Origin of the sequence: Butyricimonas sp. BSD2780061689_150309_C8 (assembly GCF_015560935.1) — a bacterium.
Lineage (GTDB): Bacteria > Bacteroidota > Bacteroidia > Bacteroidales > Marinifilaceae > Butyricimonas > Butyricimonas paravirosa.
Genome location: NZ_JADMSV010000031.1, coordinates 1 through 23,252, shown reverse-complemented (window position 1 = coordinate 23,252; position 23,252 = coordinate 1). Strand labels below are relative to the sequence as shown.

General features: G+C 44.9%; 19 protein-coding genes and 1 tRNA gene. 15 read left to right on the top strand and 5 right to left on the bottom strand.

The window, feature by feature from the left end:
• The first annotated feature begins 36 nt into the window (after positions 1-36).
• From queA to I2I33_RS17895, 6 genes are all read left to right on the top strand, one after another.
• A complete protein-coding gene (gene queA, locus I2I33_RS17920) occupies positions 37-1,086 on the top strand; it encodes a tRNA preQ1(34) S-adenosylmethionine ribosyltransferase-isomerase QueA (protein ID WP_027200460.1) in 1,050 nt (349 codons plus the stop codon).
• A 70-nt stretch (positions 1,087-1,156) separates the two neighbouring features.
• Entirely contained in the window at positions 1,157-4,462 is a 3,306-nt protein-coding gene (gene mfd, locus I2I33_RS17915) for a transcription-repair coupling factor (protein ID WP_087421464.1), read from the top strand.
• Positions 4,463-4,465: 3 nt separating this feature from the next.
• Entirely contained in the window at positions 4,466-5,203 is a 738-nt protein-coding gene (locus I2I33_RS17910; protein ID WP_087421465.1) for a type III pantothenate kinase, read from the top strand.
• Between the two features lie 122 nt (positions 5,204-5,325).
• Positions 5,326-6,645, top strand: a complete 1,320-nt coding sequence (locus tag I2I33_RS17905) for a tetratricopeptide repeat protein (protein ID WP_229128370.1) — start codon at positions 5,326-5,328, stop codon at positions 6,643-6,645.
• A 4-nt stretch (positions 6,646-6,649) separates the two neighbouring features.
• Positions 6,650-7,222 carry an LPS export ABC transporter periplasmic protein LptC gene (gene lptC / locus I2I33_RS17900; protein WP_087421467.1) on the top strand — a complete coding sequence of 191 codons (573 nt, stop codon included), beginning with the start codon at positions 6,650-6,652 and terminating at the stop codon, positions 7,220-7,222.
• Positions 7,223-8,473: a hemolysin family protein gene (locus I2I33_RS17895; RefSeq protein ID WP_087421468.1), complete on the top strand. Its 1,251-nt coding sequence runs from the start codon at positions 7,223-7,225 to the stop codon at positions 8,471-8,473.
• A 14-nt stretch (positions 8,474-8,487) separates the two neighbouring features.
• On the opposite strand, the gene I2I33_RS17890 is transcribed toward I2I33_RS17895, so the two are convergent.
• Positions 8,488-9,567: a mannose-1-phosphate guanylyltransferase gene (locus I2I33_RS17890; protein WP_087421469.1), complete on the bottom strand. Its 1,080-nt coding sequence runs from the start codon at positions 9,565-9,567 to the stop codon at positions 8,488-8,490.
• Between the two features lie 138 nt (positions 9,568-9,705).
• Here I2I33_RS17890 and I2I33_RS17885 point away from each other — a divergent pair, with 138 nt between their 5' ends.
• The 5 genes from I2I33_RS17885 to I2I33_RS17865 are packed head-to-tail and all read left to right on the top strand — an operon-like array spanning position 9,706 to position 15,773.
• Positions 9,706-10,443 carry an MlaE family ABC transporter permease gene (locus I2I33_RS17885; RefSeq protein ID WP_087421470.1) on the top strand — a complete coding sequence of 246 codons (738 nt, stop codon included), beginning with the start codon at positions 9,706-9,708 and terminating at the stop codon, positions 10,441-10,443.
• Positions 10,443-11,213 (top strand): ABC transporter ATP-binding protein, encoded by a 771-nt coding sequence (locus I2I33_RS17880; RefSeq protein WP_087421471.1) that lies wholly within the window; start codon positions 10,443-10,445, stop codon positions 11,211-11,213. Before I2I33_RS17885 ends, I2I33_RS17880 begins: the two co-directional genes overlap by 1 nt.
• A 20-nt stretch (positions 11,214-11,233) precedes the next feature.
• Positions 11,234-12,151, top strand: a complete 918-nt coding sequence (locus I2I33_RS17875) for a DUF4296 domain-containing protein (protein ID WP_087421472.1) — start codon at positions 11,234-11,236, stop codon at positions 12,149-12,151.
• Between the two features lie 13 nt (positions 12,152-12,164).
• Positions 12,165-12,497, top strand: a complete 333-nt coding sequence (locus I2I33_RS17870; RefSeq protein WP_087421473.1) for a hypothetical protein — start codon at positions 12,165-12,167, stop codon at positions 12,495-12,497.
• Between the two features lie 24 nt (positions 12,498-12,521).
• Positions 12,522-15,773, top strand: a complete 3,252-nt coding sequence (locus I2I33_RS17865) for a S41 family peptidase (protein WP_087421474.1) — start codon at positions 12,522-12,524, stop codon at positions 15,771-15,773.
• Between the two features lie 156 nt (positions 15,774-15,929).
• On the opposite strand, the gene I2I33_RS17860 is transcribed toward I2I33_RS17865, so the two are convergent.
• The gene (locus tag I2I33_RS17860; protein ID WP_195666863.1) at positions 15,930-17,393 is read right to left on the bottom strand and encodes a PspC domain-containing protein; all 1,464 of its coding nucleotides are present in this window, start codon (positions 17,391-17,393) and stop codon (positions 15,930-15,932) included.
• Between the two features lie 11 nt (positions 17,394-17,404).
• On the bottom strand, positions 17,405-17,740 hold the full coding sequence (locus I2I33_RS17855) for a PadR family transcriptional regulator (RefSeq protein ID WP_118303890.1): 336 nt from the start codon (positions 17,738-17,740) through the stop codon (positions 17,405-17,407).
• A 225-nt stretch (positions 17,741-17,965) separates the two neighbouring features.
• On the opposite strand from I2I33_RS17855, the gene gpmI reads away from it, so the two are divergent.
• Positions 17,966-19,486, top strand: a complete 1,521-nt coding sequence (gene gpmI / locus I2I33_RS17850) for a 2,3-bisphosphoglycerate-independent phosphoglycerate mutase (RefSeq protein WP_195666862.1) — start codon at positions 17,966-17,968, stop codon at positions 19,484-19,486.
• A gap of 347 nt (positions 19,487-19,833) precedes the next feature.
• Here the strand turns inward: gpmI and I2I33_RS17845 are convergent, their stop codons facing one another.
• Positions 19,834-20,214 carry a helix-turn-helix domain-containing protein gene (locus I2I33_RS17845; RefSeq protein WP_255541932.1) on the bottom strand — a complete coding sequence of 127 codons (381 nt, stop codon included), beginning with the start codon at positions 20,212-20,214 and terminating at the stop codon, positions 19,834-19,836.
• A gap of 183 nt (positions 20,215-20,397) precedes the next feature.
• Between I2I33_RS17845 and I2I33_RS17840 the strand changes: the two genes are divergently transcribed.
• On the top strand, positions 20,398-20,628 hold the full coding sequence (locus I2I33_RS17840) for a hypothetical protein (protein ID WP_087421480.1): 231 nt from the start codon (positions 20,398-20,400) through the stop codon (positions 20,626-20,628).
• Between the two features lie 58 nt (positions 20,629-20,686).
• Here the strand turns inward: I2I33_RS17840 and I2I33_RS17835 are convergent, their stop codons facing one another.
• Entirely contained in the window at positions 20,687-21,817 is a 1,131-nt protein-coding gene (locus tag I2I33_RS17835) for an ATP-binding protein (RefSeq protein WP_087421481.1), read from the bottom strand.
• A gap of 535 nt (positions 21,818-22,352) precedes the next feature.
• On the opposite strand from I2I33_RS17835, the gene I2I33_RS17830 reads away from it, so the two are divergent.
• Both I2I33_RS17830 and I2I33_RS17825 read left to right on the top strand, forming a co-directional pair.
• Entirely contained in the window at positions 22,353-22,940 is a 588-nt protein-coding gene (locus tag I2I33_RS17830; RefSeq protein WP_087421482.1) for a DUF3109 family protein, read from the top strand.
• A 65-nt stretch (positions 22,941-23,005) separates the two neighbouring features.
• Positions 23,006-23,081: transfer RNA gene (locus tag I2I33_RS17825), tRNA-His, on the top strand.
• Positions 23,082-23,252 lie beyond the last annotated feature (171 nt).

Below are 23,252 nucleotides of genomic sequence, written 5' to 3'. Positions count from 1 at the left end.
TAGCAAGATTTGATTAATATATAAACATTATTCAACATGAAATTATCTAAGTTTAAATATAAGTTGCCGCCGGAGTTGATCGCGTTACATCCGACGCCTAACCGGGATGAAGCCCGGTTGATGGTTCTGGATCGGAAAACCGGGAAGATTGAACACAAGGTATTTAAAGATGTGATTGATTATTTTGATGAAAAGGATGTGTTCGTTTTTAACGATTCCAAGGTGTTCCCGGCGAGGTTATATGGAAACAAGGAAAAAACCGGGGCGGAGATCGAGGTGTTTTTGCTGAGAGAGTTGAACCCGGAATTGCGTATCTGGGATGTACTGGTTGATCCGGCTCGGAAAATACGTATCGGGAATAAGTTGTATTTCGGGGAAGATGATAGCATGGTGGCAGAGGTCATTGATAATACCACTTCTCGCGGGAGAACTTTACGTTTCTTGTTCGATGGTGAATATGACGAGTTCAAGAAGGAATTGTATGCGTTGGGCGAAACCCCACTTCCTCGTTTTATTAACCGGAAGGTGGAACCGGAGGATGCCGAGAATTACCAAACTATTTTTGCCCGGCATGAAGGTGCGGTGGCAGCCCCGACTGCGGGTATGCATTTTAGCCGCGAGTTGATGAAACGGATGGAGATTAAGGGGATTGATTTCGCTTATATCACGTTACACGTCGGTTTGGGGAACTTCCGGGAGGTGGATGTAGAGGATTTGACGAAACACAAGATGGATTCGGAACAAATCTTCGTGACACCGGAAACCGTGAAGATCGTGAATGACGCAAAAGATGAAAAGCATAAAATTTGTGCCGTGGGTACGACGGTGGTACGTACGTTGGAGAGCTGTGTGACCACGAAAGGACGGTTGACGGAGTTTGAAGGGTGGACGAACAAGTTTATCTTTCCCCCGTATGATTTCAGCGTGCCGGATGCTTTCATTTCCAATTTTCATTTGCCTTATTCAACGTTATTGATGATGGTGGCGGCCTTCGGTGGGTATGAACACGTCATGGAAGCGTATAATCAGGCGGTTAAGGAGAAATATCGTTTTGGTACTTATGGCGATGCCATGCTTATCATTTAAAATATAGAACCTGAGGGTTGAAGACGGTATGCTGAAAGGTATGCCGTTTTTTTGATAAAGGGACAAAGATTTGGAAGCAAAAGAGTTATTAGATTTATTTCAAGATCATCCTGTCGTTCAGAAAATTGCCAATCGGCTGCGTAAGCAGACGAGGACAAAGATAAAGTTGGAGAACGGGATCGGTTCGCTCGTGGCTTTTATTGCGGCCGCTGTGGGACGGGAAATGAAGGGATTACAGCTTTTCGTGTTGAACGACAAGGAGGAGGCTGCTTATTTCTACAATGATTTGTTGACGTTTTATGACGAGGAGAACGTGCGTTTTCTGCCTTCCTCGTTTCGGCGTTCCGGTAATTTTGAAGATAAAGATAACGATTCAATCCTGGTTCGAACAGAGGTGTTGAATGCCTTGACGGCAAAGGAGGTAGGGATGGTGGTCACTTACACGGAGGCGATGGCCGAGAAGGTGGTGAGCAAGAAGATGTTGGCCGATATGTCGATGCCCGTGATCAAGGGTAACAAGCTGTCGATAACGTTTTTGGAGTCGTTGTTGGGAGAGTACGGTTTCGAACGGAATGATTTCGTGTATGAACCCGGTCAGTTTTCTATCCGGGGGAGTATCGTGGATGTTTATTCTTTTGCGGAAGAGCGTCCGGTGCGAATAGATTTTTTCGGGGATGAGGTGGAAAGTATTCGTTATTTCGATGTAGAGACACAGCTTTCCGAACAATTGATTGACAAGGTGGTGATCGTGCCCGATTTGAGCGAGTCAACGGATAAGAATGATAACGTGGGGTTGACCGAGTTTCTAGGGAAAGAGGCCACGTGGTGGATGAAAAATTCCTTGTTGATTCATGACCGCATGAATTCGTTAAAAGAGCTGGATGCCGGGGAGTTCCTGATCACGTCGGATAGTTTGTTCCGGACGATCGAGGGGAACAGTGTGGTGGAGTGGGGACCGGAGTTGTTTTTCCGGGGTGAGGTGATTCGCTTGGAAGCGGAGGTGCAACCGGCCGTGAACAAGCAGTTCGATTTGCTGGCAGAGCATTTGCTGGACAAGCAGATGGATCGCTACACGGTTTATCTTTGTTCCACGAACGATATGCAGCTCCAGCGGTTGCGGGATATTTTCTCGGATAAGGGGCATGAGGTGAATTTTGTACCCGTGGAGGGAACGATCCATGAGGGGTTCAGTGATGCCCAGATCAAGGTGTGTATTTACACGGAGCATCAGATTTTCGATCGTTACCAGAAATACCGTTTGAAGACTTCGCAGATTCGGAAAGGGCGGGAGTCCATCACGATCAGCGAGTTGCAGAACCTGCATCCAGGTGATTACGTGGTGCATATAGATCACGGGATCGGGCGTTTCGGCGGGTTGACGAAGATTGATAATGACGGGAAGATTCAGGAGGCCATACGTTTGGTATATAAGAATAATTCCGAATTGTACGTGAGTCTCCATTCATTGCATAAAATTTCCAAGTACAAGGGGAAGGACGGTGAACCGCCAACCGTGAGTAAGTTGGGCGGGGAGGCTTGGAATAAATTAAAACAGCGAACCAAGTCGAGGGTAAAGGATATTGCCCGGGAGTTAATAGCCCTGTATGCCAAACGCAGGCGGGAGGAGGCTTATGCATTCTCGAAAGATAGTTTCTTGCAGGACGAGATGGAGGCATCCTTTATGTACGAGGAAACGCCGGATCAGATGAAGGCGATCGAGGCGGTGAAAGCGGACATGGAGAGTCCTCACGTGATGGATCGTCTGGTTTGCGGGGACGTGGGATTCGGAAAAACGGAAGTCGCTATTCGTGCGGCATTCAAGGCAGTGGCTGATAGTAAACAGGTGGCCGTGTTAGTGCCGACGACGGTTTTGGCTTATCAACATTATAATACTTTCAAGAAACGCCTGGAGGGGATGCCTTGCCGGATCGAATATATCAGTCGGATGAAAAAGAGTGCCGATATTAAGCGGATTTTGAAAGATTTGGAAGCGGGGAAGGTGGATATTATCATCGGGACGCATCGTTTGACAAGTAATGATATAAAATTTAAGGACCTCGGTTTGCTGGTGATTGATGAGGAGCAGAAGTTTGGGGTGGCGGTGAAGGAGAAGTTGAAACGTTTGAAATTGAACGTGGATACTATTACTATGACGGCGACACCGATCCCGCGGACTCTGCAATTTTCGTTGATGGGGGCGAGGGATATGTCGATTATCCGTACGGCCCCGCCTAATCGTTACCCGATCGTGACGGAGTTACATCGTTTTGACGAGAAAGTGATTAAGGATGCGATTTCTTACGAGGTGAGCCGTGGGGGACAGGTGTTTTTTATTCATAACCGGGTGGATAATATCCGGGATATTCAATATATGATTCATCGTCTGATTCCCGGCATCAAGAGTTGCGTGGGACACGGGCAGATGAGCGGGGAGGAGTTGGAGACGGTGATGCATGATTTCGTGCGGGGAGATTACGACGTGTTGATTGCCACGACGATCGTGGAGTCGGGGTTGGATATTCCTAATGCGAATACTATTATTATTAATCAGGCCCAGAATTACGGGTTGAGTGATTTACACCAGTTGCGGGGACGGGTGGGACGTTCCAACCGGAAGGCTTTTTGTTATTTGCTGGCCCCGCCTTTGGAATTAGTGAATGCGGATGCCCGGAGGCGGTTGAAGGCGATCGAGGATTTCAGCGGCTTGGGGAGTGGGTTCAATATTGCCATGCAGGATTTGGATATTCGTGGGGCCGGGAATATTTTAGGGGGAGAGCAATCCGGTTTTATTGCAGAAGTGGGGTACGAGACCTATCAAAGAATTCTGAACGAGGCGTTAGTGGAATTGAGGGACGAGGAATTCCCCGAATTACAGAAGGAGCATCCGGATGAGCCGATGGCGTTCGCCACGGATTGCGTGATCGACACGGATTTTGCTTTGTTGATTCCCGATACTTACGTGGAGAACGTGAGCGAACGAATCCGCTTGTACCGGGAGTTGGATAATATTGCGAACGAAGAGGCTTTGCAGCGTTTCGAGATAGAGATGAAAGACCGCTTTGGCGAGATTCCGGCTCCGGTTGTCGGGTTGATGGAAGTGGTCCGAATTCGTCAGAGATGTATAGACTTGGGAATCGAGCGGTTGATGGTGAAGAATAACAAGATGATTGTTTATTTTATCAGTGATCAGAATTCGCCATTCTATGCCTCTCCCGTGTTTAGCGAGTTATTGAAATTTATACAGAAACAGGTGATCCCTTGCAAGATCAGCGAAAAGAATGATAAGTTGAGTCTGGTTTTCACGAGTATTGTCGATATTAATCGGGTATCGGAAATTACGCGGGAGATGCGGGACTTTGCTTATGGTAATAATTAAGTTATGAATCTAATTGTTGATATTGGAAATACACGAACCAAGTACGCCGTTTTTGACGAGGGCGATTGGGTGGAGTGTGGATTGGGATTACCGGAAGTATATGATCTGGCGACGACTTACCGAAAAAGCGGGAAGGAAGTAAACTTGATTTTGTCAAGCACGGGAGCTATCTCGGCGGAAGTTCGGGAAAGATTGCGTGAGGTTTCCACTTTCTTTTGTGAAGTGTCGTCGGAAATCCCCTTGCCGATACGCTTGGGATATGATACCCCGAAGACCTTGGGCGTTGACCGGATTGCCGGTTGTGTGGGCGGGGCATTCCTTTTTCCGGGTCGGGAGTTGCTGGTGATTGATTCCGGTACGGCGATCACGTATGATTTTGTCAGTGCGGACGGGGAGTTCCGGGGAGGGAATATTTCTCCGGGGCTGGGTATTCGTTTCCGAGCGCTAAACGAGTTTACTGCGAGTCTTCCGTTGGTGAAGTGTTCTATGGAACACGGGTATATCGGGAAGAACACGCATGATGCAATTTTGAACGGGGTGATGAATGGTATACTTTTTGAAGTAAGAGGGTATATAGATGAGTTGCTCCGAAATAATCCCCATGCTGCGGTAATTATAACGGGTGGCGGAAGTGAATATCTGAGAAAAACGTTGAAACGGACGGTTTTTTTTGAAGACAAGTTAGTGATCACTGGTTTAAACAGAATTTTAGAATACCAAAAAACGGTTAATTATACATGAAAAATATGTGAAACATTTCCGTTTTAAAGAAATAGTGGTAATTTTGCGATAGTCCTCACGTGGGTGGACTGGCTATGATGAAAAAAAACTTATTCGAACTAACTTAAATAAAAGGGATGACCATGAAAAAGATTGCTGTTATAGCATTTGGGATGTTTCTATTCATTCTACCGACAAAAGCGCAAACGTTGGAGTCTCAGTACGGATTGGATAGTGCGAATACCATTCTGAATGCTTCTCTGTACACGGAATACTGGAAACAGAAAAATTACGAAGAAGCGTTACCCTCTTGGAGATACGTTTTCTTGAACGCACCTGCATTTCAATTAAATACCTATATCCGGGGGGAAGATATTATTGAGTTCATGATCCAGAAGACGAAAAAGAAGGAGTATGTGGATACTTTAATGATGGTTTTCGATCGTCGTCTTCAATATATGGGAAAAAGGAGCCGTGAAGGATATGTTCTTGGGAAAAAAGGTATGGCTCAAGTGAAATATTCCAATGGGGATATTAATATGTTGAAAGCCGGGTTTGATAATTTGATGAGATCGTATGAATTGGAAGGAGAAGGTACTCCGGCACAGTTGATCCATGCCACTTTTGAAGTGGGTTGTGGGTTGGTACAACAAAATCAGTTATCTCAGGAGGAATTTATTAATTTGTACATGAAATTCTCTGATTTTGCGGACAAACGTTTGGCATCGGGTGAAAAAGGATGTGATAATTTTGCCGTATGTAAATCTGCATTGGATGCCATTTTCTTCGAGTCCGGGTATGCTGATTGTAATACATTGGCCGGTTTGTTGAATCAGAAATACGAGGCGAATAAAGATAGCTTGCCTGTTTTGAAAGAAATTTCTTCTATCTTAAGAAGACGTGAATGTACGGATTTACCGTTGTACGCCACGGTTGCCGAGAAGATTTATCAGCAGGAACCGAGTGCCGATGCTGCTTACAGTTTGGCTATGATGTTCTTTTCAAAACAAGATATTGCGAAATTCGAGCAATATTTGAAGGAGGCTATTGATAAATCAGATGATCCGAAAGCTAAAGCAGATTATAATTACAAGCTGGCACAGGTGTATTTGTCAAAGAAGAATTATCCGTCTGCCAAAAAATATGCTTTGGATGCTTTGAAGACAAACCCGAATATGGGTGATGCTTACATCACGATAGGTTTGGCTTACGCGGTAAGTAGCAATGACTATGAAGGAGACGAGTTCGACAAACGTACCGTATTCTGGGCTGCCGTGGATAAGTTTGTGAAAGCGAAACAAGTTGATCCATCAGTAGCAGGAAAGGCTAACGAATATATTGAGCGGTATTCTCCTCACTTCCCGACGAAGGACGAGGCTTTCTTCCGTGATATTACGGCAGGGAAAAGCGTGAAAGTCGGTGGATGGATTAACGAGACAACGACTGCCAGATTTAGAGATTAGATACATGACATTTCTATATCGTGCATTAAAAATAAAAAGCATTACCGTCCTTGCTTTAGGGACGGTAATGCTCTTTTCGTGTAAAACGAATATGAAGGATGTGGATGCGATTGGGAACCGGAACGGTATGCCTGAAATGTCCGGGGAGAACATGGAGTTATTTTATTCCGATTCCGCATTGCTGAAGTATAAAGTAATAACGCCCCTTTATAATAAGTATAACCAGGACGATAAGAAATATGATGAATTTCCGAAAGGGATTCATGCGGAGTTGTACGAGAAGGACGGTAGCATGGTCGGTTCCATTACCTCGAAATATGCGAAAAAATTGGAAGACGAAATGCTGTGGGAGTTGCGTAACGAGGTCGTCGTGATCAATGCCGAGGGGAAGAAGTTGGAAACCGATCTGATGTTCTGGGATATGAAAAAAGAGATCGTTTATTCCGATCGTTATTCCCGGCTTACTTCCGGGGACCAGATTATAGAAGGGAATAAAGGTTTCAAGTCGGATCAATCCTTGAAAAACCCTGTCTTTAACAAGATTACGGGGGTGGTAGAAATTGAAAATAAACCTTAAATGTCAGGATTTGTTGCCATATTGATCTGTTTGGTCTTGTCTGCATTCTTTTCGGGGATGGAAATTGCTTTTATGGCTTCCAATAAACTCCGGATAGAGATAGATAAATCGAACAAGGGTATCACGCAGAAGTTAATCGATCTTTTTGTTTCCAATTCGGGAATGTATATCACCACGATTCTGGTAGGGAATAACGTGGTGATGGTTATTTATGGTATTTTTATGTCCGATTATCTCGATCCTAGGTTGGAGGGTGTCGGGATTTCGCTGGGATTGCGAATGATTCTCGTGACGTTGATCTCGACGTTGATCATGCTGGTGACGGGAGAGTTTTTCCCGAAAGCCGTGTTCCGTCTGCGGCCGAATGTGTTTTTACGGGTATTTGCTATTCCGGTATTTTTGTTTTATATCCTGTTTTTCCCGATCTCGTATTTCTCCGTGTGGTTCGGGGGATTGTTGCTGAGGATATTTACCGGACGCAAACTGACGCATAAAGAGGAAAACCGGGCTTTTGGCAAGATAGATTTAAATAATCTGATAGAAGAGGGTGAGACCGGGGGAGAAGAAAATGAAGACGAACACGATATTAAATTGTTCCGGAATGCGTTGGATTTTTCGGAAGTGAAATTGAGGGAATGTATTGTTCCCCGTCCGGATATTGTGGCCTTGTCGATAGATGGCAGTCTGGATGAGTTGAGGGAGCTATTTGTGAAAACGGGGTTGTCCCGGATATTGATTTACCGGGATTCGATTGATAACGTGATCGGTTATGTACATTCATCCGCCTTGTTTCATCATCCCGAAACCGTGAAGAAAGCGGTGAGCAAAATATTGATTGTTCCCGAAACCATGTCGGCCTTGAGGTTGTTGAATCTTTTCACGAAGGAACAGAAAAGCGTGGCGGTCGTGGTTGATGAATTTGGGATAACGGCCGGGATGGTTACGATTGAAGATATTATGGAGGAGATATTCGGGGAGATCGAGGATGAGCATGACCGTTTGAATCTGAAAGAAGAACAGGTCGCTCCCGATGAATATATTTTCTCCGGCCGTCTTGAAGTGGATTATCTGAATGAAAAATATGATTTGAATCTTCCGGAGAACGAGGAGTACGAGACTTTGGCCGGGTTGATTCTTTATTACAATGAGGATATCCCGGAAGAAGGGGAACGGATCTCTATTGAGGATATATCTTTTGAAATCGTAAGTGTCAAGAGTGCCCGGATAGAGGAGGTTCGGGTAAAGATATAAAAAGAAAAGGAGCTTTAATTAAGCTCCTTTGTTGTATGTTTTAGCATATCGTCGAAATGTCGGATATTATCCTCGTGATCCCGGTGGCAGATCATTAAAATATCATTGTTTTCCGCGATAATGCAATTCTCGATCCCTTCAATAATGACTTTCTTGTCTTGGGGAACGTTAATAATACATTCTTTTGTTTCGATTAAGCGGACTTGTTCGCTGTTGGATACATTGTTATTTTCGTCTTTCGGGCTGATTTCATGGAACGAGTGCCACGTGCCGACATCGGACCAACCGAACTCACCTTTCATGACATAGACTTTTGCGGACTTCTCCATGATACCGAAGTCGATGGAAATATTACGGCATTGTCCGTAGATATGAGCGATATTTTCGGGAGCATCCGGGTTCTCCACATTTTTATATTCCTGCTCGAACAGTAAATACATATCTTCGAGGTATGTTTTGAACTCTTCGATAATATCTTCTACTTTCCAGATAAATATCCCGGCGTTCCAAAGAAAATCACCCGATTCCAAAAAGACTTTTGCCAGTTCCTTGTCCGGTTTTTCGGTGAACGTTTTAACTTTGGATATGAATTCGGAGAACTTGTTTTTCTTGATCTGGATATACCCGTAGCCTGTTTCCGGTCGGGTTGGTTTGATACCGATGGTGAGTAATCCGCCGAACTGTTCAACGAAAGAAATCCCTTTCTGAATGTTATCGAGATAGACTGCGTCATTGGTGATAAAATGGTCGGAAGGGACAACTACCATACTCGCGTGCGGGTTAACCCGGGCAATCCGGTAGGCCGCATAAGCCACGCATGGGGCGGTGTTCTTGCCGAAAGGTTCTTTCAGAATATTCTCGGAAGGAATTTCCGGGATTTGCTGTTTCGTCAGCTCTTCGTAGGCGGTACCTGTAACAATGAATATATTTTGGGTATCAAAGATTTGATTTGCTCTTTCAAAGGTTTGACGGAGGAAGCTTTTCCCGACATTTAAGATGTCACAAAATTGTTTCGGACAGGCTTTCGTACTCACGGGCCAGAAACGTTTTCCGAGACCGCCGGCCATTATAACGCAATATGAGTTCTTATTCATCTTATTTAGTTATACATTTAAAATTAAATTCATCTTATTGTTGTCGAAATTAGTAATAAATCCGTGAATAATTTCTATTTTTACGATAAAATTTGAGACAGGGTTTACAGGAGGGTATTATTTAAGGAGTTAGTATAGATGAAAGTATTAGATAAGATAGGAGCTTACATATTATTCATGGGGCGTATCTTCACGAAACCTGAGAAGAAGAAAGTTTATTTAAAAGAATTGACTAACGAGTTGGAGAAGTTGGGGTTGAATTCCGTTATGTTGGTGATGATTATTTCTTTCTTTATCGGGGCGGTGTTGACGCTTCAAACGGCTTACAATATGTCGAGTCCCCTGCTACCTCGCTATCTGATTGGTTATTTGACCCGGGAGACGTTATTACTGGAGTTCTCGTCGACGATCGTGAGCTTGATTCTTGCCGGGAAGATTGGGAGTAATATTGCATCCGAGATCGGTAGCATGAAAATCACGGAACAGATCGAGGCGTTGGAGGTGATGGGAGTGAATTCCGTTTCCTATTTGGTGGGACCGAAGATTGCGGCAGCTTTGGTGGTAAATCCGGTTCTTTATATATTCAGCGTGTTTATCGGTATTATCGGGGGAATCCTTTCGGGATTGGCATCCGGGGTGGTAAACTATGATGATTATATACACGGGTTGCACTTTTCATTCAATCCTTACTACGTGACCTATTCTATTGTCAAAACTTTGTTTTTTGCCGTGATATTTACTTCTATTCCCGCCTTTTACGGGTATAACGTGCAGGGAGGGGCGCTGGAAGTCGGTAAGGCGAGTACGAAAGCCGTGGTGGATAGTAGTATTGCCATCCTGCTTGTGAACTTGATATTAACCAAAATATTATTGTAATGATACGGGCGGAAGGGGTATGTAAGTCATTTGATAAAAAAGAGGTGTTGACGGATATAGATGCCGTTTTCGAACCGGGAAAGGTAAACCTGATTATCGGGAAGAGTGGTTCCGGGAAGACCGTGTTATTGAAATCGTTGATTGGCTTGCACTCGATTGATAAAGGAAAGATATTCTACAATGACCGGGATATTACCGTGATGAATAACAAACAGATAAAGGAGATCCGGAAGGAGCTGGGAGTGGTTTTTCAAGGCGGGGCATTGTTTGATTCGCTTTCCGTGTTGGAGAACGTGAAGTTCCCGTTAAATCTGTTTTCCTCGATGACGGAAAAGGAGAAAACGGAGCGAGCTATTTTCTGCCTCAACCGGGTGAACCTGAATAACGTGGAAAATCTTTATCCCGCGGAGATCAGTGGAGGAATGAAAAAGCGTGTGGCTATTGCCCGGGCTATAGTTTTACAGCCTAAATACTTGTTTTGTGACGAGCCGAATTCCGGTTTGGACCCTTTGACCTCGATCGTGATTGATAATCTGCTGTCCGAGTTGACACATGAATATGATATGACCACGGTTATAAACACGCATGATATGAACTCGGTTTTCGAGATTGGGGAAAAGGTATTGTTTATCCATGAAGGACACAAAGAATGGGAGGGCAGTAACGAAGAGATCATGTACACGAACAACAAGGCGTTGAACGAATTCCTGTTCTCGTCGAAGTTGAACAGGATGGTGCGGGAGAAACTAGGAAAAAAGAGCGAGGAATAAATACTAAAAGTTTTAGCGATATGAAGCGTATTTTATGGGTGATATTGATTATTGCGGCGATAACGGCTTGTTCGAAGAAGGTCCCGTTGGACAAGGATCAATTCACATCTTTGTTGATTGATATGCACACGACGGATGGAATGTTGTCGGTCGCACGGGGTGATATACGAACCGAAAAAGACAATTATTTATATTATAATGACCTGTTTGAGAAATACGGGATTACACGGGAGGATTTTGATTCTTGCGTAACTTACTATTCCCTGCAATCAGCGTTATTCAATAAAATTTATGACGTGGTGATCGATACCTTGAGTCGTCGCCAGACGAAAATCATGCGGGAGTGGAAAGAGTTGACCGTGAATGATACGGTTAATCTGTTCCCGGGGTACACGATGATCGTGGCAGATACCATACGCCCGGATTCTACACAAGCTAAAGTCCGGAAGAAAGATTCTATCGTGTACGAAACACGTGTGGTGAAAGCCGATACGGTTTATTTTGACAAGCGAAATCAATTCGTGCTGGTGAAATTGGATAGCATTGTTCCCGGTATGTACAAATTTACCTCGACGATAAAATTGGAAAAATCCGACCGGGGAAAACGGAATTTCATACAGACTTATTTTCTGTCTGCCGATAATGACACGTTGAAAGTTCCGGATCAGTACGTGGGAGTCGACACGTTGCGCCCTTACAAGAAAGACTGGGAGTTCTACGTGGCGGATTCCAGCTACACGAAGTTATTCATGAAGATTCCCAAGAGTGACCGGGATACGAGGGTGAAAGTGAAGAAGTTGAATGATCGGGAAGGCTGCGTGTACAAAACCGAGATCTTTAAAACGTACGTGGCCCCGAACCGGGAGAAACAATTGAAAAAGGAATACGAACAGAGGAGACAGATGGAGCTTGAAAGGAAATCTGCAAAAAAGAAATAAGATCATATTCTGAATGAGAAAGATTGCGGCTAATTATATTTTGTTACCCGGATTTGAGTTCGTGAAGAATGGATATGTTGTTTTGAAGGACGGGAAGGTGGTGGACGTGGTGAATACCGGAGGCGAGATCCGGGAAATTCCTTGTCTCGAATTCTATGGGGGAATGATTGTTGATGATTGTGTCCGACAGCATATCCAGTGGGTTCCCGGTGATCCGATTCGAGAGAAAATACTTCAATTATACCGGGAAAATGGAGCGTGTGGGAATGGCCTTTCCCTTATTCAAGGGGTTGATTTTACTCGTTTTATCTGGATGCCGGAATCCCGGATCGTATATTTGCGCTAAGTTAAATACCAAAATAAATGAAGGATGAATAAAATCGTATTGACTGTTACTTTTTTACTGGTTGCTTTTTTCGTTCAGGCGGGACCGCTTTGGATGCGTTATCCGAAGATTTCACCTGATGGAAAGCAAATTGCATTTAGTTATAAGGGGGATATTTATGTTGTCTCCGCGGAAGGTGGCGAGGCTCGCCAGTTGACCACGCATCCGGCGTATGAATCGTATCCCGTGTGGTCTCCGGATGGGAAACAGATTGCGTTCACGAGTGATCGGAATGGTAATTTCGATATTTTCGTGATGTCGGCCCGGGGAGGTGATGCCCGGCAAGTGACGACGAATTCAGCTAGGGAGATACCCTACACGTTTACCCCGGATGGAAAAGAAATTGTCTATGGGGCGCAAATGAGTGATCCCGCTCAGAGTGCTTTATTTCCGGCAGGTTCCATGACCGAATTGTATGCCATTTCGGTAAATGGGGGACGTCCTCGGCAGGTATTGGCAACCCCGGCAGAAGAGATTTGTTTCTTCAAATCGGGTGATGCATTCTTGTACCAAGATAAAAAAGGCGGGGAGAATGAATGGCGTAAACATCATACCTCGTCCATCACACGTGATATTTATCGCTATGATATGAAAAGCGGGAAACATACCCGTCTGATTGATCGGGCGGGGGAAGATCGTTCTCCCGTGTTGTCTCCGGACGAACAAAGGGTATATTTTCTGAGTGAGCGAGAGGGTTCATTTAACGTGTACTCGTTCCCGGTGGCCGATCCTTCTGCCGTAAAGGCAGAGACCTCTTTCAAGACTCACCCGGTGCGTTTCTTGAGTATTGCGGGTAACGGGCGTTTGTGTTTTGGTTATGACGGTGAAATATATGTGAAAGATGCATCCGGAAGTCCCAAGAAAGTGAAAGTGGATATTATTGGTGACAATGCGAAAGATAATATTGCCTCGTTGCGTTTTACTTCCGGGGCAACTAGTGCGACTGTTTCGCCGGACGGGAAACAGGTGGCCATGATTATCCGGGGAGATGTATTCGTGACTTCTACCGATTACACGACGACAAAACAAGTTACCACGACTCCGGAGGGAGAGAAGTGGTTGAGCTTTGCTCCTGACAACCGGACGATCGCTTACGCCAGCGAGCGGGGAGGAAATTGGAATATCTACACGGCGAAGATTGCCCGTGAGGAAGAGGTGAATTTCCCGAATGCGACTTTAATCGAAGAGGAAGCTGTTCTTCCGGCTTCAACCAAAGAGCGGTTTGCCCCACAATTCTCTCCGGATGGAAAAGAGTTGGCTTTTATCGAGGACCGTACGAAATTGATGGTCGTTGATTTGAAGACGAAGAAAGTGCGGCAGGTGGCGGACGATAAATATCAATATCGCACGGGTGACGGTTTCTCGTATACATGGTCTCCGGACGGGAAATGGTTCGCGATGGAAATCATTGGGAATCGTCACGATCCGTATAGTGATATTGCCATCGTGAGTGCCGATGGGAAAGGGGAAGTTGTAAACCTGACCAATAGCGGCTATTTTGATAGTAATCCCCGGTGGGTGTTGGATGGAAATGCCATCTTGTTTTCCAGTGAGCGTTACGGGATGCGTAACCATGCATCGTGGGGTTCTTTGCAGGATGTGATGATCGTGTTCATGAATCAGGATGCTTACGATAAATTCCGGTTGAACAAGGAAGATTACGAGTTACTGAAAGAGGAGGAGAAACGTATTGCCTCTCTGAAGAATAAAGAACAGAAAGAGGATCAGAAAGATAAAAAAGGTGAGACGAAACCTGCCGTGAAAGAGAAAAAGAATATCGAGGTCGAACTGCAAGGTATCGAGGACCGGGTGATGCGGTTAACGCCGAATTCTTCACAATTGGGAGATGCGATATTAAGTAAGAATGGCGACAAGCTTTATTACATGGCCTCTTTCGAGGGAGGTATGGATTTGTGGGTGAGCGATCTGCGTTCACGGAGTACCAAGGTGATGCATAAGCTGAACAGCGGCTGGGCGTCTTTGGAGATGGATAAGGACGGGAAAGATTTGTTCCTGTTGGGAGGACGTTCTATGCAGAAGATTAGTCTGGGTTCGGAGAGAAGAAATCCGATTGCATATTCTGCCGAAATGAAACTGGATCAGGCTGCCGAGCGGGCGTATATGTTTGATCGGGTACGTCGTCAGGAGGCCAAACGTTTCTACGAGAAGAATATGCATGGTGTGGATTGGGCAAAAATGACTAAGGCTTACGAGAAGTTTTTACCTTATATCAATAATAACTATGATTTCTCCGAGTTGTTGAGTGAGTTGTTGGGTGAGTTGAACGTTTCACACACCGGATCGGGTTACCGCCCCGGGTCAAGAGGTGAGGCGACTGCCGAACTGGGCCTCTTGTTGAACGTGAACTATGCAAAGGATGGGTTGCTGGTTGACGAGGTGTTGGAGAAAGGACCTTTTGATCATGTCCGTTCGAAGTTGAAAGCCGGAATGGTCATTGAGAAAATTGACGGGCGGGCGGTGAAAGCCGGGGAAGATTACTATCCCCTGCTGAGAGGCAAGTCCGGTAAACGTGTATTGTTCTCTATTTATGACCCCTCTACCAAGGAACGTTGGGATGAGGTGATCGAGCCGATTTCAAAGGGTACGATGAATGGGTTACTTTACCGGCGGTGGGTAAAACAAAGAGCTGCCGATGTGGACCGTTTATCGGGAGGACGTTTGGGCTATGTGCATATTTCCAGCATGGATGATCCGAGTTTCCGTTCCGTGTATGCCGATATTCTAGGTAAATATAATGACCGGGAAGGAATTGTGATCGACACTCGTTTCAATGGTGGTGGCCGTTTGCACGAGGATATTGAGATTCTGTTCAGTGGTAAGAAATATTTCACGCAAGTCGTTCGGGGCCGGGAGGCTTGCGATATGCCAAGCCGTAGGTGGAATAAGCCTTCGATTATGGTGACCTGTGAGGCGAACTACTCGAACGCCCACGGAACGCCTTGGGTTTACCAACATCAAGGAATCGGTAAGGTTGTCGGAATGCCTGTGCCGGGAACCATGACGAGCGTGTCTTGGGAGACTTTGCAGGATCCGACGCTGTATTTCGGGATCCCGATCGTCGGTTATCGTTTACCGGACGGTAGCTATCTGGAGAATAAACAACTGGAACCGGACGTGAAGATTGCCAACTCTCCGGAGAAAATTATCAAGGGGGAAGACGAGCAATTGGAGACGGCGGTGAAGGAGTTGTTGAAAGAGATTGATTCGAAAAAATAGAAAGCTGAGAGCGACAATCCTACATCGACTACCCCCTCCAACTCCCCCTTACACAGGGGGAGAGCTGATTACCAATCGTTTTCCCCTTCTATGTAAGGAAGGGTTAGGGGAGGTAGTTGATGCAGGATTGTTTTTTTCATATTCTTCTTTTTCGGTTTACATGAGGGGGTGAAGTTTCCCGTCTTGCATGATTAATAATATCTTATCTTTATTTAGTCTGGAACGTACGCCCCTGTCAAAATCTCTCAAGTTTCTCAAGTATTGGCTTGTTTGGGATGGAAGGAGTACTTTCTTATTCTCAGGTAGGTATAGAGTCAGCGTCACTCTTTGAGCCCTCCATTGTCCCGCGAGCTTGATGTAATTATCAAATCGGAGCGTGTCGTTTTTGTAATTCCAGTTAAAATCCATGTTGTCATATACGGGTTTTTCTTCTTGGGTGTAAAATTGTACACGTAATGTCGGGGTCGATCCCTCGGCCGAATATATCCTGATGTCCGGAGTAATCATGTTGCTGGAGGCTAATTGGAACACGTTGTGGTCTATGTAAAGATTCTCAGGTATCTTGTAGCGTTCATTTACAAGCAGGACGAGCGTGTCCTGTTGACCCAGTTCGAGCGATTCTCCATAGCGGGTGCCATCAATCGACCAGCTTCGACCTTCGCTGATCCCCACGAATATGAGCATAACGAGTCCCAGCATCCAACATGAGAGGGCAGAAAGGGCGATCACCTTGTTATTACTCTTGAAGGAGAACAACAATTTGATCGCCATATAAATGATCATGATAATAGGAATTCCAATTAAGAATGATATAGCGATTTTACCCAAAGTGAAGTTTAAGGGAGTGAACGCGTAAGCGAGTTCCATAAAACCACTTTTCCAAGGATAAAGGTTAGGTAAGAATAATGCCGACAAGAAGGCGAACAGCATGAAGATTCCCCCGACGAAGAAGGCCACGCCAATAATAATGGCCAACACTTTTCCGATGATGGTGAATACTTCGTATAAGCCTTCGCCTACCCGGTTCACGAAAGCGGCACCCTTGCCGTTTTTAATCTCCTGGTACTCGTCTTTTATGGAGCGTTCGATGTTGGAGACATTTATATTTTCTCCTTTCATTTCGAGTTTCTGTTTGGTCGTCTTGGCCTTGGGGACGGAAATCCACAAAATGATATACACGATAATGAATATTCCATAGTAGAAAGACAGAAGTACGAAACCTATCCGGATGAGCAAGGGGGATATGCCCCAATACGCGGCTAGGCCCCCGGCCACTCCGCCAAGTACTTTGTTGTCCGGGTTCCGGTATAGTTTTTTTGCCTGTTTCGGGGCGGATTTCCGGGGTTGCTCGTCTTCATCGATGATGTCGTCAGGCGTACCCATCGTGGCGATCACTTGATCCACGTCGTCGAGAGTAATCACCTCGCGGAACTGTCCTTTCAAGTTTTCCGTGAAAAGCTCCCCGATCCGGTTCTCGATGTCATCCATGATCTCGTTGCCGTCTTCTTCTTGCGTGTAATATGTTTTGAGGGTATTGATGTATTCTTGTAGTTTTTCCAAAGCGTCTTCATCGATATGGAAAATCTTACCGCTTAAGTTTATAGTATATGTTTTTTTCATGATATGGGTGTTTAGTTGTTATGGTTTTCTTTAATGCTGTTCACGGCAGAGGTCAATTCATTCCAGGAGTTTTCGAGTTCCTTGAGAAAATCTCGCCCTTGTTCCGTGATGCTGTAATATTTGCGGGGAGGGCCTTGCTGTGACTCTTCCCAGCGGTATGACAATAATCCGGTATTTTTCAACCGGGTTAATAAAGGGTATATCGTCCCTTCGACCACGATCATCTTGGAGGCTTTCAGTTTACTGATAATGTCAGGCACGTAGGCGTCCTGTTGTGCGATGATCAGTAAAATACAGTATTCCAAGATACCCTTCCTCATTTGAGCTTGTGTGTTTTCAATGTTCATCTCTTGGTTCTTTTGTAATGCTAGGCAAAGATATGAATAAAAAATAGTATTATGCAATACATAGTACTATTAATTTTAATATTTTATTCTTTCCATCGGAATAAACGGTCGGGGAGCTTTAAAACGTTTTCGTTGATTTTCCTTGATTGTAAGGCACTAAACTGGATATTAAAGATTAACTTTGCTGTGAATTTAAAAAAGTAAATAACAAAAAATAAAATAGATATGAAGAGAGTTTTATTGATGATACTGGACGGTTGGGGTGTTGGAAAACACGATCATTCGGATGCGATCGGGAGTACTCCGACTCCTAACATCACGGAGTTGACGAGTAATAATCCCCGTGCCTTGTTGTACACGAGCGGGGAGAATGTAGGTTTGCCCGACGGTCAGATGGGAAATTCCGAAGTGGGACACTTGAATATTGGAGCTGGACGGGTGGTTTACCAAGATTTGGTGAAGATTAACCGGGCTTGTCGGGATCATTCCATTGCCCAAAACCCGGAGATCGTGAAGGCGTTTAATTATGCCAAGGAGAACGGGAAACAGGTGCATTTCATGGGACTGGTTTCTAACGGGGGAGTACATAGCTCGCTGGATCACGTGTTCGCCTTGTGCGATTTGTCGAAGGAGTTCGGGATCGAGAAGACTTTCGTTCATTGCTTTATGGACGGTCGGGACACGGACCCGAAGAGTGGAAAGGGTTTTATCGGTGAGTTGCAGAAACATATGAAACAATCCACGGGTAAGATTGCTTCCGTGATTGGGCGTTATTATGCCATGGACCGGGATTCCCGCTGGGAGCGTATCAAGGAAGCTTATGATTTGTTGGTGAATGGTGTGGGTACTCCGGTGACGGATGCCGAGGCGGGAGTGCAGGCCTCTTATGATGCGGGGGTGACTGACGAGTTCATCAAACCGATCGTTTGCGTGGACGAGGGTGGGAAACCCGTGGGAACGATACAACCGGGTGATATGGTGATCTTCTTTAATTTCCGTAATGACCGGGCCAAAGAGTTGACGATCGTGTTGACGCAAGAGGACAAGCCGGATTTCGGGATGAAGACCATGCCGTTGTATTATTGTACGATGACTCCTTATGATGCTAAATTCAAGGGATTACATATTTTGTTCGATAAAGAAAACGTGGTGAACACGATCGGGGAATATATTTCCAAGCAAGGATTGAAACAATTGCGTATTGCCGAGACGGAGAAATATGCTCACGTGACGTTCTTTCTGAACGGGGGACGGGAAGAGCCTTTCGAGGGAGAGAGCCGTATTCTGGTACCTTCGCCGAAAGTGGCTACCTACGATTTGCAGCCCGAAATGTCTGCCCCTATCGTGACCGAGAAGATCGTGGAGCAATTGAATGAAAAGAGTGTTGATTTTATTTGCTTGAATTATGCGAACGGGGATATGGTGGGACATACCGGGGTGTACGAGGCCATCCGGAAAGCCGTGGCTACCGTGGATGAGTGTGTTGGGAAGACCGTGGCTGCCGCACGTGCTAACGGTTACGACGTGTTGATTATTGCTGACCACGGGAATGCCGATAACGCGGTGAACGAGGACGGGACGCCGAACACGGCTCACTCGCTGAATCCCGTGCCTTGTATCTGGGTTACCGATTCTAAGTGCGATCACTTGCGGGACGGGGTGTTGGCCGATGTTGCTCCCACGGTTCTCGCGATTATGGGACTCCCACAGCCTAAGGAAATGACGGGAAAATCGTTATTAGTTTGATATAAAAATGGGGGAGGTCGTGTCAAAAGTCATTTTTCAAACTCCCTCCCCCCTTCGGGGTATTGAGCCTGCAAGCAGTCTCGAATCGGCTCTCGCTCGACAGACAACGAGTAAACTCTCTGTCTGTTCTCGCTTACTCGCCGATTTCCCTCTATAAACAGAGGGAGAGTTGAAATACTCCCTTTCTTCGGGAAGAGTCACCAGCTCCTCCTCAGTTTATAGAGGAGGTGGCACGAAGTGACGGAGGAGTTTTTCGAGGATAAAATACCTTTTGACACAACCTCTTTTTGTTTGTCGTGTATTTGAGATTTTTGTAATTGGCAGTGAGAAAAAGAAAAGTCTTGTTATTACTTCTTTTTCAATTGTTCTTCCAACAGGGCGACTTTTTCCTGTTCGGCTTTGACTAGCCGTTCATAAAGTTCTACAATTTTGTCTATTGGATTGAACGTGTATTGACAATTTTGAGAAAAGAAGTGTTCGTTTTCGCTATTCGTAAACGTGTTAAAATAGTTAATAGTTGCCTCTTCGCTCATCGTTTTCAAGGCCTCCGTGGAAACGTGCAATATTTTTGCAATCTTATCAAGCATTTCGTCTTCAATTTGTTCTTTTTGCTCTAATTTTGAAAATGCTTGTTGTGTCATGTTTAATTCGGCCGCAAGGGTTTCTTGTTTAATCCCTAGCATATCGCGAATGCGTTTTATACTGTGTCCATGGTGTGTTTTGCTCATAGGTATCGTCTCTGTACTCATAGTTGTTTTATATTCAGTTATACGGGCAAATATACGAAATAATTGTTTATTATGGGTTGTAAATTACACCATTTCGGGAGTTATTTACAAGGCTTGATTGTCGTTTACCTGTAAATTCTCGGCTTTATTTGCATAGGTGTTATAAATAATGGTATTGAGGAAATGAAAATCTATCAGCGTCAATTGGAAGAATGTTACCGGAAACTGGAACAAGCCGAGCAAGTCGGGAAAACGAGGGAATTGCGAGTGAGCTTGGGAAAAGTGATTGATAAGATACAATTAATTAATACAATAGATGATTTGATTCATAAGAAATCGGAAGAAATGAGGCGGTTAGTAGAGGAAGTCTCGGGGGACATTGATGATCTAGCCCGACGGCATCACATCTTTTGATTCTCCATGATATAAATCCCGCTTCATTTCCCGTTGACGAATTGAATGAAGTATTTGGTTAGATAAACTCTAGATAATTCTCCCGGTTTACGACATGAAACTCCGCGTGAGGGTAGGCTTCTTGGAATGCTTTCGGTATATTTGGCATCTTGTTGCCCCATTTGAATTCTAATGCTGTCAAGCTATTTGCGTGTTCCTCGATCAGGTCTATTTCCTGTTTATCATAGGTGCGCCAGAAATAGAACTCCTTATGCGCCCCTTCGTTAAAGTTTACTTTCCGTCTCTCTCCGATGATATAGTTTTCCCATAATGCTCCGACGTCCTGCCGGATGGCCAGAGGTGAGAACGCCCCGATAATGGCATTACGGATTCCGTTATCGTAGAAATACCATTTCCCGGCTTTTGTTACTTCCTTTCGCAAATTACGAGAATAAGCTCCCAGTCGATAAATGACAAAGACCTTCTCCAACAGATCGAGGTACTTCTCGACAGTCGTTTTGCTCATGCCTAACTGCTTGCCTAGTTCTTCGTAGGAAACCTCGCTGCCTAATTGAAAGGCAATCAGGCGTAATAGATCGCGCATTTTACTTGAATTCTTCAGTCCGTCGATAGTCAAAATGTCTTTCAATAGGTATGCCCCGACAATATCTCGCAGGTAATCAGTCTTGCGTTCGAAATTGTCCATTGTTACCACCTCCGGGTAGGAACCGTAAATTAAACGGGATTCAAGGTTTTGACGGGTTTGAAGTGCCGTTTCCGTTTGTGCGATTTCCTGTTGTGAAAAAGGGGTAAGTAGAAATTGTGTGCCACGTCCGACTAATGGTTCTCCTGTTTTGTTGAGTAAGTCGAATGAAGATGATCCGCTTGCCAAAACACTTATACCCGGAATCTCATCGACAATTAGTTTTAAAATATTGCCGATCTGCGGGATGTTTTGTGCCTCGTCAATAGCTAATAGATCGATGCCGGTTAACAAATGTCGATAGTTGGCCACGGTACGTTTTTCCAATAAAGCGAGTGTGTCATAATCTTCGCCGTTGAGCATCATAGTCCGGCCGGGATAAGTATCTACAATTTTTCGCATCATAACGGTTTTGCCCACTCGGCGGGCCCCGAAAATCAACACGGCTTTGCCGGGTGCGATTCTGTTGGTTATTTTGTCCTGAAGTATTCTCTTTATGGTTTCCATACTGCTTTATTTTACACACAAATATAGGAAATATTTCCCAACTGGCGATTTTTACATTAAAAACGTACTTTCAACTGGCGATTTTTACATTTTGCCATGATGGATTCTACCGGGAGCTACGAGGTTGTTCAACATCTCAAGATCAGTAAATATTGGATCGAGGTTCTTTAATCGGTCAGCTGATTTGCCATGATATAATCCCGGTAAGGGATCGCGGGTGTATTTCGAGTAGGTTGAAAAGGGTACTCTCGTTAAATTTTCATGCATGGATCAAGCCAAGATGAAAGACAATTGATCCTCTCCGTCCCGTTGACTTCCCGTTGATTTCCCGTTGACTTCCCATTGACTAATTAACGAGACATCGGCGCAAGTATGCCGGGAATCCCCGTTATCCTTAAGTCATTACACTGAAAACTGATTACTTCTGTCGTCTCCTAGCGCTTGTAATGGTGGCGGGAGATAAACGATTCTATCTTTTTTATTGTAACTTTGCGAGATCATTTTCAATTTTGCATTTTCAATTTTCAATTAAAACATGATACAGATAGGGGATACAATTATAAGCTTGGATATTTTCGAGAAGAAATTTTGTTGTGATTTGGCAGTTTGTAAAGGAATTTGCTGCGTGGACGGGGACTCGGGGGCACCATTGGAAGAAGGGGAAGCGGAACAGATCCGGGAAAATTACGAGAAGATTAAACCTTACATGAAACCCGAGGGAATTGCCGCCGTGGAGGAACAGGGCTTTTCCGTGGTTGACATAGAGGGTGACACGGTTACCCCGCTAATCGATGGGCGGGAGTGCGCGTATATTATCGAGGAGAACGGGTGTTCGTGGTGTGCCATTGAAAAAGCGTGGAGCCGGGAAGAGAGTTCTTTCCGTAAACCTATATCTTGCCACATGTACCCGATCCGGGTGAAACAATACCAGAATTACGAGGCGATGAATTATGACCAGTGGACGATTTGTGCTTGCGCCCGCTTAAAGGGTGAGCAAGAGGGGATTCCGGTGTACGTGTTTTTGAAAGATGCTCTCATTCGCAAATACGGGGAGGAGTGGTACGAGCAATTATGCTACGCCGCACGGGAGATCGAGACGGGAAAAATCAAGTTTGGACGCTAATTTTTTTGGAACTTTTCTTTGCGGAAAAAGAAAGTTATTCTATCTTTGCAGCGCAAAAGCAAAATGGTGGATGTAGCTCAGTCGGTTAGAGCGTCGGATTGTGGTTCCGAAGGTCGTCGGTTCGAGACCGATCTTCCACCCACGGAAACGGAGAATTGAAATTCAGTTCTCCGTTTTTTTATTTCTTCCCGGTTGGGAAGAATGGAAATTCGGATGAAAATCAAGTGGTCTCTTGGGCGCATAGTAAAAAAGCTGTGTTTAGGCATAAAGGTTGCATAGGCGGAAGATGAAGAATTTGGTATCGTTGACCCC

Excerpts from the sequence above, each read along its gene's own strand:
- I2I33_RS17895 (WP_087421468.1), top strand. The coding sequence starts at position 7,223 with ATGTCAGGATTTGTTGCCATATTGATCTGTTTGGTCTTGTCTGCATTC.
- I2I33_RS17835 (WP_087421481.1), bottom strand. The coding sequence starts at position 21,817 with ATGGAAACCATAAAGAGAATACTTCAGGACAAAATAACCAACAGAATC.
- I2I33_RS17840 (WP_087421480.1), top strand. The coding sequence starts at position 20,398 with ATGAAAATCTATCAGCGTCAATTGGAAGAATGTTACCGGAAACTGGAA.
- I2I33_RS17905 (WP_229128370.1), top strand. The coding sequence starts at position 5,326 with ATGAAAAAGATTGCTGTTATAGCATTTGGGATGTTTCTATTCATTCTA.
- I2I33_RS17910 (WP_087421465.1), top strand. The coding sequence starts at position 4,466 with ATGAATCTAATTGTTGATATTGGAAATACACGAACCAAGTACGCCGTT.
- I2I33_RS17855 (WP_118303890.1), bottom strand. The coding sequence starts at position 17,740 with ATGAACATTGAAAACACACAAGCTCAAATGAGGAAGGGTATCTTGGAA.
- I2I33_RS17860 (WP_195666863.1), bottom strand. The coding sequence starts at position 17,393 with ATGAAAAAAACATATACTATAAACTTAAGCGGTAAGATTTTCCATATC.
- I2I33_RS17885 (WP_087421470.1), top strand. The coding sequence starts at position 9,706 with ATGAAAGTATTAGATAAGATAGGAGCTTACATATTATTCATGGGGCGT.
- queA (WP_027200460.1), top strand. The coding sequence starts at position 37 with ATGAAATTATCTAAGTTTAAATATAAGTTGCCGCCGGAGTTGATCGCG.
- I2I33_RS17880 (WP_087421471.1), top strand. The coding sequence starts at position 10,443 with ATGATACGGGCGGAAGGGGTATGTAAGTCATTTGATAAAAAAGAGGTG.
- I2I33_RS17830 (WP_087421482.1), top strand. The coding sequence starts at position 22,353 with ATGATACAGATAGGGGATACAATTATAAGCTTGGATATTTTCGAGAAG.
- I2I33_RS17890 (WP_087421469.1), bottom strand. The coding sequence starts at position 9,567 with ATGAATAAGAACTCATATTGCGTTATAATGGCCGGCGGTCTCGGAAAA.
- lptC (WP_087421467.1), top strand. The coding sequence starts at position 6,650 with ATGACATTTCTATATCGTGCATTAAAAATAAAAAGCATTACCGTCCTT.
- gpmI (WP_195666862.1), top strand. The coding sequence starts at position 17,966 with ATGAAGAGAGTTTTATTGATGATACTGGACGGTTGGGGTGTTGGAAAA.
- I2I33_RS17875 (WP_087421472.1), top strand. The coding sequence starts at position 11,234 with ATGAAGCGTATTTTATGGGTGATATTGATTATTGCGGCGATAACGGCT.
- I2I33_RS17865 (WP_087421474.1), top strand. The coding sequence starts at position 12,522 with ATGAATAAAATCGTATTGACTGTTACTTTTTTACTGGTTGCTTTTTTC.
- I2I33_RS17845 (WP_255541932.1), bottom strand. The coding sequence starts at position 20,214 with ATGAGCAAAACACACCATGGACACAGTATAAAACGCATTCGCGATATG.
- I2I33_RS17870 (WP_087421473.1), top strand. The coding sequence starts at position 12,165 with ATGAGAAAGATTGCGGCTAATTATATTTTGTTACCCGGATTTGAGTTC.